The sequence below is a fragment of the Ferrigenium straubiae genome (assembly GCF_051257895.1).
In the GTDB taxonomy this organism is placed as follows: Bacteria; Pseudomonadota; Gammaproteobacteria; order Burkholderiales; family Gallionellaceae; genus Gallionella; species Gallionella straubiae.
The window spans coordinates 2,006,318-2,022,391 of record NZ_CP194331.1; the positions used below are offsets into that span (position 1 = coordinate 2,006,318).

Consider the following 16,074-nt stretch of genomic DNA (forward strand, 5'->3'; position numbering starts at 1 on the left):
CAATATTTAGAGTAACCAACCATGTCACGTTATCGCCGCGCAACGACTGCTGGCTCCAGTTATTTCTTTACCGTAGTTGCTTACCGGCGACAGTCGATTCTATGTGATGAAGCGATGCGTAACGCCTTGCGCGCCGCAATCGAAACGGTGCGTGTGGCGCGACCTTTCGTTATTGATGCATGGGTATTGCTGCCTGACCATTTGCATTGCGTGTGGACATTACCTGATGGTGATGCCGATTTTTCCACACGTTGGATGAAAATCAAGCGCGCGGTTTCTTTGGCCTGTGGAGAAAATTATCGTCGTGCCGATTGGATAACCGCATCAAAACTCAAGCATCGCGAATCGACCATCTGGCAGCGGCGGTTTTGGGAACATCAAATTCGCGATGAAAATGATTTTGCTCGTCATGTGGATTACATTCATTTCAACCCTGTTAAACATGGGCATGTACAACGAGTGGCGGATTGGCCTCATTCGACATTTCATCGTTATGTGCGCGATGGGGTATATGCGCGTGATTGGGCTGGTGCGATGGATAGCGTGGTGCTGGAATATGATTGATACTGCCGGTGTGTGCTCCTCATTACCCTTCACGCGTGGGCACAAAAAGCGTGCCCACCCTACCGGTCTGCTGGTGTCCATGTGATGGAAAACATAAACCTGACCCTCGGCATCCTGTTCCAGCTCTGCCAGTCACTGCTGGTGGTGCTGCTCGCGCCGCTGCTCATGGGTTGGGTGGGGCAGTGCCGCGCCCGGCTGCAGAACCGTTCCGGCCCCGGCCTGCTTCAGCCCTTCCGCACGCTGCGCAAGCTGTTCCACAAGGACGCGGTGATCGCGCACAACGCCTCGCCGCTGTTCCGCGTCACGCCCTACATCCTGTTCGGCTGCATGTGGCTCGCGGCGGCCATCATCCCCATCATCGCGGTGGACCTGCCGTTCTCGCCTGCCGCCGACGTGATCGCCCTGGTCGGCGTGTTCGCGCTCGCGCGGGTGTTCATCGCGCTCGCCGCGATGGACATCGGCACCGCGTTCGGCACGTTGGGCGCGCGGCGCGAGATGCTGGTGTCGTTCCTTGCCGAGCCCGCGCTGCTGATGGTGCTCTTCACCGCCTCGCTGATCAGCCACTCGACGCAGCTGCCGCGCATCGTGGAAGCGCTCGCGCACCACCAGTTCGTGCTGTATCCCAGCCTGGCCTTCGCTGCGCTGGCCTTCGGCATCGTGCTCCTGGCCGAGAACGCGCGCATTCCGGTGGACAACCCGAACACGCACCTCGAACTGACCATGATCCACGAGGCGATGATCCTGGAGTATTCGGCGCGCCACCTCGCGCTGATCGAATGGGCGAGCAGCCTCAAGTTGTTTGCCTACATCTCCATCGGCATCGCGCTGTTCTTCCCGCACGGCATCGCCGAGGTGGGCAACTGGGGTGCGCTGCCGGTAGCCATCATCGCGCTGCTGGGGAAACTGATCCTGGCCGGCGCCGGACTCGCCCTGCTGGAGACGCTGCTCGCCAAGATGCGCATCTTCCGCGCGCCGGAGTTTCTCGGCACGGCGTTCCTGCTTGCTGTGCTGGGGCTGCTGATCCACTTCTTATTAGGTGCGTGACATGCAGATGAGCTATACCATCCAGTTCATCAACCTGCTCGCGGCGATCCTGCTGCTGATCGTCTTCGCGATGCTGTCGCAGCGGCGCATCCTGTCGCTGATCAACCTGTTCGCCTGGCAGGGGCTGGTGCTCGCGGTCAGCACCTTCGTCGTGGCTTACTCGACCGCGCAGCATCACCTCTATTATTCCGCCGCACTGACCCTGCTGCTCAAGGTGCTGGTGCTGCCTTGGCTGCTGCACCGCCTGATTCGTAGGCTCAACGTGAGATGGGACGTGGAGACCCTGATCAACATTCCGACCACCATGCTGGTCGGCATCGTGCTGGTGATTTTCGCCTTCAACCTCGCCGCGCCGATCTCGCAACTCGCCGAAGGCATCACCCGCGGCCTGATCGGTATCGCGCTCGCGAGCGTGCTGCTGTCGCTGCTGATGATGCTCACAAGGCGCAAGGCGATCTCGCAGGTGGTCGGCTTTCTCGCGATGGAAAACGGCCTGTTCTTCGCCGCGACCAGCGCCACGCACGGCATGCCGCTCGTGGTCGAGCTGGGCATTGCGCTCGACGTGCTGGTGGCCACCTTCATCTTCGGCATCTTCTTCTTCCAGATCCGCGAGACCTTCGACAGCCTCGACATCACCCACATGGAGAAGCTGAAAGATGATTGAGATGGAGCTTACGGCGCTGCTGCTTTTTCCGCTGCTGGGTGGGCTGCTGCTGGCTGCGTTCGGCTCGCGCCGCTGGGCGGCGGAACTGAATTCGCTGATGAGCTTCCTCACCTTCGCCGCCGCCGCGGCGCTGACCGTGCGCGTGGTCGAGGCAGGGCCGCAGGTCGCGTTCCGCGAGCAGTTCTTCATCGACCAGTTCAACGTGTTCCTGGTCGCGCTGACCGCCTTCGTCGCGTTCACCACCTCGCTGTTCTCGCGCCCCTACATGCGCATCGAGCAGGATCACGGCAGGCTCAGCACGCCGATGCTGCACCTCTACTACAGCATGTACCAGCTCTTCACGCTGGCCATGCTGGTCGCGCTGACCGCCAACAACATGGGCATCGTCTGGGTCGCGATGGAGGCGGCGACGCTGACCACGGTGCTGCTGGTCTCGCTGTATCGCACCCCGGCCAGCCTGGAGGCGGCGTGGAAGTATTTCATCCTCTGCGGCGTGGGCATCGCGCTCGCGCTGTTCGGCACCATCCTGCTGTATTTCGCCGCCGAGCGCGTACTCGGCCAGGGCGGCACCGCGCTGCTCTGGACGCACCTCAACGAGGTCAAGGGCGAGCTGGAACCCACCGTGCTCAAGCTCGCTTTCATCTTCCTGCTGGTCGGCTACGGCACGAAGATCGGCCTGGTGCCGCTGCACAGCTGGTTGCCGGACGCGCATGCGGAAGGCCCGACGCCGGTCTCTGCGGTGCTCTCGGGCCTCTTGCTGAACGTCGCGCTGTGCGCGGTGATGCGCAGCAAGGTGCTGGTGGACGGCTCGCTGGAGACGCATTTTGCGGGCAACCTGATGATGGGCTTCGGCCTGCTCTCGGTAGTAGTCGCCGCGCTGTTCCTGTCGCGGCAGAAGGACATCAAGCGCATGTTCGCCTATTCCTCGATCGAGCACATGGGGCTGATCACCTTCGCCTTCGGCATGGGCGGGAAGGTCGCGACCTTCGCGGCGCTGCTGCACATGACCATGCATTCGCTGACCAAGTCGGCGATCTTCTTCGCGGTCGGCCATGCGGTGCAGAAGGCCGGCACGCAGCAGATGGAGAACATCCGCGGCATGCTGCAAGTCAGCCCCACGGTCGGCTGGGGGCTGATGCTCGGCACCTTCGCGATCCTCGGCATGCCGCCGTTCGGCGTGTTTGCGAGCGAATTCCTGATCATCACCACGGCGATGCACGACTACCCGTGGACCACGCCGGTCCTGCTGATCGCGCTGGGCATCGCTTTCGCCGCGATCTTCGGCAAGGTGCAGCCCATCGTGTTCGGCGAGACGACGGCGAAGCCCCTGCCGCACCCGCCCGCCCTGCTGCCGGTGTTCGCGCACCTCTTGCTGGTGCTGATACTCGGCCTGTACATGCCGCCCTATCTCGCCGACTGGTACCGCCAGGCGGCGGCTTTGCTAGGATAAGCCATGCCCATCACCCACCCCAACCTGCATCTGACCCGGCTGGACGGCGCGATTCCAGCCTGGCTCGGCGAGATCAAGCCTGACGACCTGATGCCGATCTGCCGGAACGTGGCGGACGGCGGCGGAAGGCTGCTGGCCCTGTGGGGGAGCGACAGGCGCGCTCAACACAAGGGATTCGGGTTGCATATCGCGCTGGTCAACGAGGCCGGCCTGATCTGCCTGAACTTGGCGCTGGATGCCGCCCAGCCCGTCTATCCGGACATCGGCCGGATATTCCCCGCGGCCGCGCGCATGCAGCGCGCGGCGTACGACCTGCTCGGCATCTATGCCGAGGAAGGCCAGGACCACCGCAAATGGATACGCCATGGCGCGTGGCAAGGCTTCCCGCTGCGCAAGGATTTCGATGCCGCGCCGAACCGCGCGCATGAGCCCGACAATTATCCTTTCGTCCAGGTCGAGGGGCAGGGCGTGCATGAAATCGCGGTAGGGCCGATCCACGCCGGCACCATCGAGCCGGGGCACTTCCGTTTTTCGGTAGTCGGCGAGAAGGTGCTGCGCCTCGAGGAGCGCCTCGGCTACACGCACAAGGGCATCGAGAAGCGCTTCGAGAGCCTGGACTTGCAGCAGGGTGCGAAGCTCGCCGGGCGGGTGAGCGGCGACAGCACCGTTGCCTACGCATGGGCGTATGCGATGGCCGCCGAGAGCATCGCGGGCGTGACGCCCCCGGAGCGCGCGCTCTGGCTGCGCGCGCTGTTCCTCGAACGCGAGCGCATCGCCAACCATCTCGGCGACCTCGGCGATCTCGGCAACGACGTCGCATTGTCCTTCGGCTTCGCGCAGTTCTGGATGCTGAAGGAGCAGGTGCTGCGCAACAACGCCGCGCTGTTCGGGCACCGCTACCTGATGGACAGGATCGTACCGGGCGGAGTGGCCGCCGACCTCGCAGAGCCGGGCAAGTCCGTGCTGCGCAACGAGTGCGCGATGCTGGAGCGCGAGGTGCGCGTGCTGCGCAACATCTACGAGGAGCATGCGGGGATGCAGGACCGCTTCATCGCCGCTGGGCGCGTCGAGCCGAAACTGGCTGCGCGGCTCGGCCTGTGCGGCCTGGCCGGGCGCGCCAGTGCGCAGGCCTGGGATGCGCGCGTGCAGTTCCCCTGCGCGCCCTACGACAGGCTGGACGTACGCATGGCGACCTACCGCAACGGCGATGTTGCGGCGCGCGTCATCGTGCGCTTCGACGAACTGTTCGAGTCGTTGCGCCTGCAGCGCGAAATCCTGGATCGCCTCGTTTATGGCGGCGAGTTGTGCGCGCCGCTGGACAAGTTGCCCGGCAACGGCTTCGGCGCGGGCATGGTGGAAGGCTGGCGCGGCGAGGTGCTGGTGGCGATCCACAGCGATGCCGAAGGCAGGCTCGCGCGCGTCCATCCGCACGATCCGTCCTGGCAGAACTGGCCGGTGGTGGAACATGCCGTCCTGGGCAACATCGTGCCGGACTTTCCGCTCATCAACAAATCGTTCAACCTGAGCTACTCGGGCCAGGACTTGTAGCATGCCTACCTATCAAATCATTCGGCAGATCATCAAAACCGGCATCAAGACCGAGGCGCCGCCGCAGCCGGACGAGGCGCTGCGCGTGGAGCCGCAGCGGCTGCAGGAAGAAATCCTGAGCGTGTTCGGCGGCGCGCTGAGCATCCGCCAAGTGGATGCGGGTTCATGCAACGCCTGCGAGCTGGAGATCCGCGCGCTCAACAACGCCTATTACAACATCGAGGGACTGGGCATCAAGTTCACCGCGAGCCCGCGCCATGCGGACCTGCTGCTGGTCACCGGCCCGGTGTCGCGCCACATGGAAGTGGCGCTCAAGCGCGCCTACGACGCGATGCCGGAACCCAAGCTGGTGGTCGCGGTCGGCGACTGCGGCTGCGGTAGCGGTATCCTCTGCTCCGGGGGCGGGGACTACGCCACCTGCGGCAGGGTTGCGAACGTTATCCCGGTGGACGTGGCGGTGAGCGGCTGCCCGCCCACCCCCGCGGCGATTTTGCAGGGTATCCTCACCGCGGTCAGCGCGCAGAAACAGGGATCAGCCGGATAGCTTCTTATCGGGCGAGACGGACTTTGTAGTTCAGCATTGCCAGCAGCAGCACGAGCAGCGCCGCGCCGCCGTTGTGGATCACCGCGAGCGCGAGGGGGAAATCCAGGTAGACGGTCAAAACGCCGGTCGCGAACTGCAGCGCGATCCCGGCAAGCAGCCAGCGCGCGGTCTTCTGCAGCCCGCCGATCCTGAGCGCCCTGAACCCCAGCCAGACGAGCAGCGCGATCACGGCGAAGGCGAAAATGCGGTGCGTCCAGTGGATCGCGGTCAGCGCCGCGAAGGGCAGGAATTCGCCGCCGGCGGTCTTGCCCAGGTCGCGCCACAGCGCGAAGCCGTGCGCGAAATCCATGTGCGGCAAGAGGGCGCCCTGGCAGAGCGGGAAATCGGTGCAGGCGAGCGCCGCGTAGTTGCTGCTGACCCAGCCGCCGAGCGCGACCTGGATCGTCAGCAGGATTGCCGCGAGCAGCGCCGGCAGGCGCAGCGCCGCCGCCTTGCGTTCCACCGGAAGATGATCGGCCTGGCGCGCGCCATGCCAGGTGAGCAGCGCGAGCAGCGTCATGCCGAGCAGCAGGTGGCCGGTCACGATGATGGGCTGCAGCTTCATGGTGACGGTCCAGGCGCCGAAAGCGCCCTGCAGGCAGACGAAGCCGAACATCGTCGTCGCGAACCACGGCGCGAAGCGCGTCTCCCTGCTCTGCCGCCACTTGCGCCACGCGATCGCCATGATCGAGACGATCAGCACGCCGATGGCCATCGCGAGATAGCGGTGCAGCATCTCGATCCAGGCCTTCATGACCGTCACCGGTCCGGTCGGCATCGCGGCCTCGGCGGCGCTGATGTCCGCATGCGCGCGCAGCGGGTCGGCCTGCCCGTAGCAGCCCGGCCAGTCCGGGCAGCCGAGGCCGGAATCGGTCAGCCGCGTGAAGGCGCCGAACATGATGAGATCGAAGGTCAGGAACAGGGTGACCCAGACCAGCTTGCGGTACTTGTCCCGGTCGACCGATACCCAGACGATCGCCAGCGGCAACATGGCCGCGATCAGTCCGATGATGCCAAGCTGGATCAGCATGATGGGTGCTCCTGATCGGGCAAGTTAATCCGCACTGGGGAGGCGCCGGTGCGCAGGGTGATCGACTGTTTCATAAGGCAGGCAATTCCGTTTCTGAATTTGGCGCGCCCGACAGGAGTCGAACCTGTGACCCTTGGCTTCGGAAACCAATACTCTATCCAACTGAGCTACGGGCGCGTTACGTGAAGGCGTGCAGCATAGCGTTTTTTGGCCCTACCGTCCACGCCACGGCACGCCGGAAAAATGCTATCGTGCCGCCTGCAATGATCAAAATACCTCGCTCGCCATGACCTTCAGCAACCCCGAACCGGAGCAGATCCGCGAGCTGCTGTGCAGCGTGCGCAGCATCGCCGTCGTGGGGCTGTCGCCGAATCAGGCGCGCCCCAGCTTCCGCGTCGCGAGCGGCCTGCAGGGTTTGGGTTATCGCATCGTTCCTGTGCGGCCCATGGTTGAGGAGGCGCTCGGCGAAAAAGCCTATCCCGATCTCGAAAGCCTGCCGTTCCTGCCGGACATCGTCGACGTGTTCCGCGCGCCGGAGCATGTGCCCGCCATCGTGGAGAGTTGCATCCGGCTTGGCATCAGGAACCTCTGGCTGCAGGACGGCGTCGTCCACGAGGCGGCGGCCGAGCGCGCGAGGGAGGCCGGCATCACTGTGGTGATGGACCGCTGCATGTGGCGCGACGCTTCAAAGTTCGGCACCCGTCCGCCGGCGCCATGAACAAGCCGCGCTGCGCCTGGGCGGGCGACGATGCGCTCTACCGCGCCTATCACGACCGCGAGTGGGGCGTGCCGCTGCACGACGACCGGCGCCTGTTCGAGTTCCTGATCCTGGAAGGCGCGCAGGCCGGCCTGAGCTGGATCACCATTTTGCGCAAGCGCGAGAATTACCGCGCCGCCTTCGACGATTTCGACGCGGCGCGCATTGCCCGCTACGGCGCGGATAAAATAGAATCACTGCTGCAGGATGCGGGCATCGTGCGCAACCGCCTGAAGCTGGAGGCTGCCGTCGTCAACGCGCAGAAATTCCTCGAGGTGCAGGAGTCCTGCGGCAGCTTCGACGCATTCCTCTGGCAGTTCGTCGAGGGCAAACCGAGGCAGAACGCCTGGCGCAGCCTCACCGAGGTGCCGGTCAGCACGCCGCAATCGGAAGCAATGAGCCGGGAACTGAAGCGGCGCGGCTTCAAGTTCGTCGGCACGACGATCTGCTACGCCCTGATGCAGGCGACCGGCATGGTCAACGACCATACGACAAATTGTTTCAGACATAAAGAATTGCAAAGATGAATCTCAGGTTTACCAAGATGCACGGCGCGGGCAACGACTTCGTGGTGCTGGACGGCGTGCGCCAGAAGATCGAGCTGACGCCGGAACAGCTGCGCCTGCTCGCCGATCGCCATTTTGGTGTGGGCTGCGACCAGATTCTGCTGGTGGAGAAGGCACAGCATCCCGAGGCGGATTTCCGCTATCGCATCTTCAACGCCGACGGCGGCGAGGTCGAGCAGTGCGGCAACGGCGCGCGCTGCTTCGTGCGCTTCGTGCACGACCAGGGGCTCACGCCGAAGCGCGAGATCGTAGTGGAAACCAAGAGCGGCCTGGTCAGCCCGCGCCTCGAGGACGACGGGCGCGTGACGGTCAACATGGGTGCGCCGATTTTCGAGGCCGGGCTTATCCCGTTCGAGGGCAAGGGAGCGGTGAGCGAGCCGCTCGATGCGGCTGGAGAGGTACTGGAGATCAGCGCGCTGTCGATGGGCAATCCGCACGCGGTGCAGGTCGTGGCGGATGTCGAGCATGCGCCGGTGGAAAGGCTCGGGCCGCTCATCGAGCGCCACCCGCGCTTCCCGAACCGTGTCAACGCCGGCTTCATGCAGGTCATGGATCGCGGCCATATCCGGCTGCGCGTGTACGAGCGCGGCGCGGGCGAAACGCTGTCGTGCGGCACCGGCGCCTGCGCGGCAGTCGTGGCGGGCATCCGGCGCGGCCTGCTGGACAGCCCGGTGAGCGTCGCCACGCGCGGCGGCCTGCTGACCATCGCCTGGGCCGGAGAGGGCGCGCCGGTGCTGATGACCGGCCCGGCGATTACCGTTTTTGAAGGCGAAATAAGCATATAGGGAGTCAAAATGAGAGCCGAAGACGTCGCACAATACCTGCAGGACAACCCGCAGTTTTTCGAGGGCCATACCGACCTGCTGGCGCAGATCAACTTGCCGCACCCGCACGGCGGGCGCGCCGTCTCGCTCTCCGAGCGTCAGCTGCTCGCCTTGCGCGAGAAGAACAGGGAGATCGAGAAGAAGCTCAACGAGCTGATCACATTTGCGAAGGAGAACGACGCGCTGCAGCACAAGGTGCACGAGTTCGTCGTCGCGCTGTTCGCCGCGCGCGACCTTCACACACTGCAGGAAATGATCCCGCACCTGCTGCGCGAAGTCTTCGCGGTGCCGCATGCGGCGCTACGCCTCTGGCAGGTCAACCCGCCCAGCGCAGAGACACTGGCCTTCGCCGAGGCGCAGGCGCAGCCGGTCTGCCTGCACCACGCCGCGCAGGACACCGCCGGATGGTTCGGCGAGGCCGCCTCACAACTGCATTCCTTCGCCTATCTGCCCTTGCACGCGGGCAGCGAGACCATCGGCCTGCTGGTGCTGGCCAGCGAAGACAAGCAGCGCTTCTACCCAGAGATGGGCACGGTGTTCCTGCAGCGCATCGCCGAGGCCGCGAGCGCCGCGCTGCATCCGCATCTCGCGCAATGACCGAAGCTGCCGCGCCAAACCAGAACTATCTGGATGGTTACCTGGCGTGGCTGCGCAACGAGAAGCAATACTCTGCCCTGACCGCCGAGAACTACGCGCGCGACCTGCGCCGCCTGTTTGAACTGACCGCAGCAACGCCGCTCGCGAGCCTCAAAATCCACCATATCCGCCGGTTTATTGCGCAACTGCACGCCAAGGGCTTGGGCGGCCGCACGCTCGCGCGCATGCTCTCGGCGTGGCGCGGCTTCTTCACCTATTTGATGCGCGACCACGGCTTTGCGGACAACCCCTGCACCGGCCTGCGCGCGCCGAAGTCGCCCAAGACCCTGCCGCAGGCGCTGTCGCCCGACGAGGCGGCGCGCATGGTCGAGTTGCCCACCGACACGCCGGAGGCGATCCGCGACAAGGCGATGTTCGAGTTGTTCTATTCCTCCGGCCTGCGCCTCGCGGAACTGGTGAACCTCGACCCGGCGCAGCTCGACCTGCAGGCAGGCGAAGTGCGCGTCACCGGCAAGGGCAGCAAGACGCGCATCGTGCCGCTCGGCAGCCACGCCAGCTCCGCCTTGCAGGCCTGGCTCGCGGTGCGCGGCCAGCTCGCGAGGGAAGATGAGCCCGCGCTGTTCGTAGGCGCGCGCGGCAGCCGCATGACGCCGCGCATGGTGCAGCTGCGCATGAAGCAATGGGGCATCAAACAGGGCATCACCAGCAACGTGCACCCGCACCTGCTGCGCCATTCGTTCGCCACCCATGTGCTGCAGTCCAGCGGCGACCTGCGCGCGGTGCAGGAAATGCTCGGCCATGCGAGCATCTCCACCACGCAGGTCTACACCCACCTCGATTTCCAGTACCTCAGCAAGATTTACGACGCGGCGCACCCGCGCGCGAAGAAAAAGACATGACCACCAAAAAGCCAGACAACACACGCCGCCCCGCGAGCGGCAAGCCCGACTTTCGTAACAAGGCAAAACATGGCGCAAACGAGCGCCGCCCCGCGAAGAACCCTCTCCCGGCCTCTCGGCCACCCTCTCCCGCTCGCGGGAGAGGGGCTGGGGGAGAGGGAGTCGCAGGTGCAGCTATCATCCTCAAGGCAGGCCGCGAGAAATCGTTGCTGCGCCGCCATCCCTGGGTGTTCTCCGGCGCCATCGAGTTCGTCGAGGGCGCGCCGCAAAAGGGAGACACGCTGCCGGTGCGCGACAACGCGGGCAATTTCCTCGCGTGGGCGGCGTACAACCCGGACTCGCAGATCACCGCGCGCGTCTGGTCGTGGGACGAAAATGAAAGGATCAATGCAGAATTTTTCTGCCGCAGGATTTCGCAAGCATTGAAGATGCGCCGTGATTTGCTCCCCTCGCCCCTTGTGGGAGAGGGGCAGGGGGAGAGGGGGGGAAGTACCGGCCTGCGCCTGATCCACGCCGAATCCGACGGCCTGCCGGGGCTCATCGTCGACCGCTACGGCGACACGCTGGTGATGCAGGTCGGCAGCGCGGGCGCGGAGAGTTGGCGCGATGCCATCGCCGACACCCTGCAGGAGCTGTGCAGTCCAGCATGCATCTACGAGCGCTCCGATTCCGATTCGCGCGGACTCGAAGGACTGGAGCCGCGCAACGGCGTGCTGCGCGGCGCGCTGCCGGAAAGCGTCGAGGTCGTCGAGCACGGCCTGCGCTTCGCGGTGGATGTCGTCGCGGGCCAGAAGACCGGCTTCTTCCTCGATCAGCGCGACAACCGCGCGCTGACCGAGACGCTCGCGAAGGATCGCGACGTACTGAACTGCTTCTGCTACACCGGCGGTTTCTCGCTCTATGCGCTGCGCGGCGGCGCGAAGTCGGTGCTGTCCATCGACGCCTCGGGCGACGCGCTGCGCATCGCCGAGGAGAATTTATCCCGCAACGGACTCGATGCGGCGCGCGCCGAGTGGCAGGAGGCCGACGTGTTCCAGGCGCTGCGCAAGCTGCGCGACCAAGGCCGTTCCTTTGACTTCATCATCCTCGACCCGCCCAAGTTCGCGCCCACCGCCGCCTTCGCCGAGAAGGCCGCACGCGGCTACAAGGACATCAACCTGCTCGGCTTCAAGCTGCTCCGCCCGGGCGGCCTGCTCGCGACCTATTCCTGCTCGGGTGGCGTCAGCGAAGACCTGTTCCAGAAGATCGTCGCGGGCGCAGCGCTCGACGCCGGCGTGGATGCGCAGATTGTGCACCGCCTGCACGCGAGCGCCGATCACCCGGTGCTGCTGAGTTTCCCGGAGGGGGCGTATTTGAAGGGGTTGGTGTTGAGGGTGGCGGGGTAGTTCATAGTCCGTTCGCCCTGAGGTATCGAAGGGTGAGCGTGTCTAACAATCAAAACCAACTTCGCCGGGGGTAGCCCGGCAGCTAGTCACTTTTTCTTGCGTCGCCAAGAAAAAGTAACCAAAAAGAAGGCGCCCCCGGTTTGCCGCCCGCTTCGCGGGTACCCTGCGTTGCTCGACTGGTCAGGCGGCTGCGGAACTCGCGCTCCGCGCTCAGACAGTCCTCGCCGAAATCCCCTGACCAGCCTGCGCTTGTATCTTCCCCATTGTGGTGGTTAGCTACCACCACCCGAAGCAGAGGCAGCTTGAAGTCTGCGCTAAGGCCTGACCTTGTCGAGTAGATTAAGCCCTCTGCTTCACCACATCGCCAGCAAAGACACTGAACGGTAGCCAAGGGGCAAACCCTGAATGCACAAGGCAAGTGGGCGAAGTTGGCACCATTGTAACGGAGGTCATCATGTTTTATCTCGGTATGGATGTCGCCAAGGCCAAGCTGGATTGTTGCCTGTTGCTGGATGATGCCATTGGCAAGCGCAAGGCCAAGGTGATCAGTAACAGCAAGTCCGGCATTGCTGATTTGCTGGCTTGGGTCGTAAAGCAACACGTTTCCCTAGCAGAGTTGCATGTGGTCATGGAAGGAACGGGGGTTTACCACGAGCAGGCCGCGCTGGCGCTGGCTGATGCGGGTGTAGCGGTTTCCATTGTCAATCCGGCGCAGGTCAAGGACTTCGGGCGTGGGCTGGCGGTGCGCACCAAGACGGACGGGGTAGATAGCTTTGTCTTGGCTCGCTATGGCGCCTTGCTCAAGCCTGCAGCTTGGGTGCCGCCTGCGCCAGAGGCGCGGATATTGCAGGCGCTGATTACGCGGCGCGATGCCATTGCCCAAGACCTGCAACGCGAGCGCAACCGGCGGGAGAAAGCCGATGCCACGGACACTCCAGCACTGATACAGCAATCCATCTCCGACAGCATTGCATTCCTGTCCGGGCAACTCGCGCAATTGCAGCAGGACATTGATCAACATATCGATCATCATCCGGGACTCAAGAAAGACCTGTCACTGCTCCAGAGCATCCCTGCGGTGGGGCCGCAGGTTGGAAACAATCTGCTGGCGGTCATGCACAGCCATAACTTCGGCTCAGCCGAACAGCTTGCGGCCTATCTTGGCCTGGTTCCCATAGAACGGCAGTCGGGAAGTTCGATATTGGGGCGATCGAGACTCTCCAAGGCGGGACCTGCCAGAATACGCGCTGTGCTGTACATGGCGGCTGTCGTGGCAATACGTTGCAACCCACACGTCAAAGCAATCTACGAACGCCTGCTCGCCAGAGGTAAATCCAAGATGTCCGCGCTCGGCGCCGCTATGCGCAAACTGGTGCATCTGTGCTACGGCGTCCTCAAAACCCGTCAACCCTATCGCCATGACTATGCAAAAATCAGTTGACGAGGAAGACGGTATCTACTCGGCGGCGCACAGGGGATGAAAAGCAAAGAATCAAAACCGTTGTGGTAGCGTGCGTAAGCGCACGCTACACTGATTTGTTGATTTTCTGTTTTACATACTCAGGTACAGATCCGAGTTCCGGTTCAGTGTCGCAATCAAAAATGCACAGCACAAGCTCCTTGAGGCGAGCCGGGTCAATCCCAGCATCTTTGCCCCAGTTGAATGCATACTTTGACTTCATGTAAATAGGAAGTGCTTCGTCAGCAGCATCTTCGCGGATGATGGCAATGTATTTCTGTTTATTATCGCCCTGAGCAAGCATATCGCCTTGAATAACCATCGTCTCCCAGCCAACACCTCCCTTCCGAAAATCCGCCTTCTCCATGTAATACCTGTCACAGATAAGTAATACCTTTTCCGCCATGATGACCTCGTTTGTCATCCATTGCGGGAGATCGAAGCCGGGCTTCAAGTGAAATGCATCAAGGCGCGCGTCAACCCCGTGTTGACGTAGTGCTGTAGCAAGCAATTTGACCCAAGATGCGTTGTCCTTATTGGTTCCAGTGTAGCTAATGAAAACTCTTGGGTGAGGTACAGGCTGTTCTGCTAGTGCAGGTGCTCGAGTGGCGTGGAGGTTTCGATATGCTTCTTGGGTGAAGCAAAACACGTTGAAGGTAATATTTCCCTCCGAGTCTAGAACTGATCTGAGGGCCTCAAACGAATCGACAGGTGTCATTCCTCCTGCACCTGTACCCAAAAGAGGGATATTGATAATTCTGATCTGATTTTCAGTCGCGTAGCGGACAATTTCACTCGCGATTTGACGGATTGCCTTTGCCTCTGATGTAACCGTGTCAACATTAACCGATGCAGCGTATCCTATTGTGCTTGCGAATTCGTACTTGGACTCTCGGAAGTGCACCTTTCCATATGGGATGCGACCGATCCGTACGGGAAGGCCGCGCTCATAAAGATTCGTAAGTACAGAGCGCGTAACGCCCCCACCGCTATCACACGGCACAATTAGGAGATCGCATTTAGTATCAAAAATACTTCCATGGATGATCTGTATCATCTGCCTCCCCTTGCCGGTGTTTGCTCCACAATTGCCTTGAAAAAAATGGCTTAACTTATGTGCGGTTGGATTAAACGCTATATTGTATAAGGCAGCAAGCGACTGAAATTAGGCATGCAGGGCGATAGCCCGGCATGCCTTAATGTTTTTGGGGTTGAGATTTGCTTTTCATCCCCTGTGCGCCGCCGAGTAGATACCGTCTTCCTCGTCAACTGATTTTTGCATAGTCATGGCGATAGGGTTGACGGGTTTTGAGGACGCCGTAGCACAGATGCACCAGTTTGCGCATAGCGGCGCCGAGCGCGGACATCTTGGATTTACCTCTGGCGAGCAGGCGTTCGTAGATTGCTTTGACGTGTGGGTTGCAACGTATTGCCACGACAGCCGCCATGTACAGCACAGCGCGTATTCTGGCAGGTCCCGCCTTGGAGAGTCTCGATCGCCCCAATATCGAACTTCCCGACTGCCGTTCTATGGGAACCAGGCCAAGATAGGCCGCAAGCTGTTCGGCTGAGCCGAAGTTATGGCTGTGCATGACCGCCAGCAGATTGTTTCCAACCTGCGGCCCCACCGCAGGGATGCTCTGGAGCAGTGACAGGTCTTTCTTGAGTCCCGGATGATGATCGATATGTTGATCAATGTCCTGCTGCAATTGCGCGAGTTGCCCGGACAGGAATGCAATGCTGTCGGAGATGGATTGCTGTATCAGTGCTGGAGTGTCCGTGGCATCGGCTTTCTCCCGCCGGTTGCGCTCGCGTTGCAGGTCTTGGGCAATGGCATCGCGCCGCGTAATCAGCGCCTGCAATATCCGCGCCTCTGGCGCAGGCGGCACCCAAGCTGCAGGCTTGAGCAAGGCGCCATAGCGAGCCAAGACAAAGCTATCTACCCCGTCCGTCTTGGTGCGCACCGCCAGCCCACGCCCGAAGTCCTTGACCTGCGCCGGATTGACAATGGAAACCGCTACACCCGCATCAGCCAGCGCCAGCGCGGCCTGCTCGTGGTAAACCCCCGTTCCTTCCATGACCACATGCAACTCTGCTAGGGAAACGTGTTGCTTTACGACCCAAGCCAGCAAATCAGCAATGCCGGACTTGCTGTTACTGATCACCTTGGCCTTGCGCTTGCCAATGGCATCATCCAGCAACAGGCAACAATCCAGCTTGGCCTTGGCGACATCCATACCGAGATAAAACATGATGACCTCCGTTACAATGGTGCCAACTTCGCCCACTTGCCTTGTGCATTCAGGGTTTGCCCCTTGGCTACCGTTCAGTGTCTTTGCTGGCGATGTGGTGAAGCAGAGGGCTTAATCTACTCGACAAGGTCAGGCCTTAGCGCAGACTTCAAGCTGCCTCTGCTTCGGGTGGTGGTAGCTAACCACCACAATGGGGAAGATACAAGCGCAGGCTGGTCAGGGGATTTCGGCGAGGACTGTCTGAGCGCGGAGCGCGAGTTCCGCAGCCGCCTGACCAGTCGAGCAACGCAGGGTACCCGCGAAGCGGGCGGCAAACCGGGGTCGCCTTTTTTTTGGTTACTTTTTCTTGGCGACGCAAGAAAAAGTGACTAGCTGCCGGGCTACCCCCGGCGGTGTTGGTTTTGGGTTTACCCCTCTCCCCAACCCTCTCCCGCAAGGGGCGAGGGGGGTGT

General features: G+C 62.4%; 16 protein-coding genes and 1 tRNA gene. 13 read left to right on the forward strand and 4 right to left on the reverse strand.

All coding sequences use genetic code 11. The features are described from left to right. Nucleotides 1-21: 21 nt before the first annotated feature. From ACRRNM_RS09740 to ACRRNM_RS09765, 6 genes are all read left to right on the forward strand, one after another. Complete coding sequence (locus ACRRNM_RS09740) at nucleotides 22-564, forward strand: REP-associated tyrosine transposase (protein ID WP_435628031.1); 543 nt, start codon at nucleotides 22-24, stop codon at nucleotides 562-564. 84 nt (nucleotides 565-648) lie between these two features. Then, nucleotides 649-1,608, forward strand: coding sequence for a respiratory chain complex I subunit 1 family protein (locus ACRRNM_RS09745; protein ID WP_435628032.1), 960 nt, complete (start codon nucleotides 649-651; stop codon nucleotides 1,606-1,608). Between the two features lies 1 nt (nucleotide 1,609). Beyond that, nucleotides 1,610-2,272: a formate hydrogenlyase gene (locus tag ACRRNM_RS09750; RefSeq protein WP_435628033.1), complete on the forward strand. Its 663-nt coding sequence runs from the start codon at nucleotides 1,610-1,612 to the stop codon at nucleotides 2,270-2,272. Next, nucleotides 2,265-3,722, forward strand: coding sequence for a hydrogenase 4 subunit F (locus ACRRNM_RS09755; protein WP_435628034.1), 1,458 nt, complete (start codon nucleotides 2,265-2,267; stop codon nucleotides 3,720-3,722). Before ACRRNM_RS09750 ends, ACRRNM_RS09755 begins: the two co-directional genes overlap by 8 nt. A gap of 3 nt (nucleotides 3,723-3,725) precedes the next feature. After that, entirely contained in the window at nucleotides 3,726-5,270 is a 1,545-nt protein-coding gene (locus tag ACRRNM_RS09760) for an NADH-quinone oxidoreductase subunit C (protein WP_435628035.1), read from the forward strand. Between the two features lies 1 nt (nucleotide 5,271). Then, nucleotides 5,272-5,814 carry an NADH-quinone oxidoreductase subunit B family protein gene (locus ACRRNM_RS09765; RefSeq protein ID WP_435628036.1) on the forward strand — a complete coding sequence of 181 codons (543 nt, stop codon included), beginning with the start codon at nucleotides 5,272-5,274 and terminating at the stop codon, nucleotides 5,812-5,814. Nucleotides 5,815-5,818: 4 nt separating this feature from the next. Here the strand turns inward: ACRRNM_RS09765 and ACRRNM_RS09770 are convergent, their stop codons facing one another. Then, nucleotides 5,819-6,883, reverse strand: coding sequence for a COX15/CtaA family protein (locus ACRRNM_RS09770; RefSeq protein ID WP_435628037.1), 1,065 nt, complete (start codon nucleotides 6,881-6,883; stop codon nucleotides 5,819-5,821). A 100-nt stretch (nucleotides 6,884-6,983) separates the two neighbouring features. Next, nucleotides 6,984-7,060, reverse strand: a tRNA-Arg gene (locus ACRRNM_RS09775). Nucleotides 7,061-7,073: 13 nt separating this feature from the next. On the opposite strand from ACRRNM_RS09775, the gene ACRRNM_RS09780 reads away from it, so the two are divergent. From ACRRNM_RS09780 to ACRRNM_RS09810, 7 genes are all read left to right on the forward strand, one after another. Then, complete coding sequence (locus ACRRNM_RS09780; protein WP_435628038.1) at nucleotides 7,074-7,601, forward strand: CoA-binding protein; 528 nt, start codon at nucleotides 7,074-7,076, stop codon at nucleotides 7,599-7,601. Then, nucleotides 7,598-8,167, forward strand: a complete 570-nt coding sequence (locus tag ACRRNM_RS09785; protein WP_435628039.1) for a DNA-3-methyladenine glycosylase I — start codon at nucleotides 7,598-7,600, stop codon at nucleotides 8,165-8,167. Before ACRRNM_RS09780 ends, ACRRNM_RS09785 begins: the two co-directional genes overlap by 4 nt. Beyond that, the gene (dapF, locus tag ACRRNM_RS09790) at nucleotides 8,164-8,991 is read left to right on the forward strand and encodes a diaminopimelate epimerase (RefSeq protein WP_435628040.1); all 828 of its coding nucleotides are present in this window, start codon (nucleotides 8,164-8,166) and stop codon (nucleotides 8,989-8,991) included. The genes ACRRNM_RS09785 and dapF overlap by 4 nt, the downstream gene beginning before the upstream one ends. A 9-nt stretch (nucleotides 8,992-9,000) precedes the next feature. Beyond that, entirely contained in the window at nucleotides 9,001-9,627 is a 627-nt protein-coding gene (locus ACRRNM_RS09795; RefSeq protein ID WP_435628041.1) for a DUF484 family protein, read from the forward strand. Further along, nucleotides 9,624-10,526, forward strand: coding sequence for a tyrosine recombinase XerC (gene xerC, locus ACRRNM_RS09800; RefSeq protein WP_435628042.1), 903 nt, complete (start codon nucleotides 9,624-9,626; stop codon nucleotides 10,524-10,526). Before ACRRNM_RS09795 ends, xerC begins: the two co-directional genes overlap by 4 nt. Continuing rightward, the gene (locus ACRRNM_RS09805; RefSeq protein ID WP_435628043.1) at nucleotides 10,523-11,911 is read left to right on the forward strand and encodes a class I SAM-dependent rRNA methyltransferase; all 1,389 of its coding nucleotides are present in this window, start codon (nucleotides 10,523-10,525) and stop codon (nucleotides 11,909-11,911) included. The genes xerC and ACRRNM_RS09805 overlap by 4 nt, the downstream gene beginning before the upstream one ends. 454 nt (nucleotides 11,912-12,365) lie before the next feature. Then, nucleotides 12,366-13,352, forward strand: coding sequence for an IS110 family transposase (locus ACRRNM_RS09810; protein ID WP_435627529.1), 987 nt, complete (start codon nucleotides 12,366-12,368; stop codon nucleotides 13,350-13,352). An 85-nt stretch (nucleotides 13,353-13,437) separates the two neighbouring features. Here the strand turns inward: ACRRNM_RS09810 and ACRRNM_RS09815 are convergent, their stop codons facing one another. Continuing rightward, nucleotides 13,438-14,427 carry a TIR domain-containing protein gene (locus tag ACRRNM_RS09815; RefSeq protein WP_435628044.1) on the reverse strand — a complete coding sequence of 330 codons (990 nt, stop codon included), beginning with the start codon at nucleotides 14,425-14,427 and terminating at the stop codon, nucleotides 13,438-13,440. A 208-nt stretch (nucleotides 14,428-14,635) separates the two neighbouring features. Beyond that, nucleotides 14,636-15,622 (reverse strand): IS110 family transposase, encoded by a 987-nt coding sequence (locus tag ACRRNM_RS09820; RefSeq protein ID WP_435627529.1) that lies wholly within the window; start codon nucleotides 15,620-15,622, stop codon nucleotides 14,636-14,638. Nucleotides 15,623-16,074: the final 452 nt, after the last annotated feature.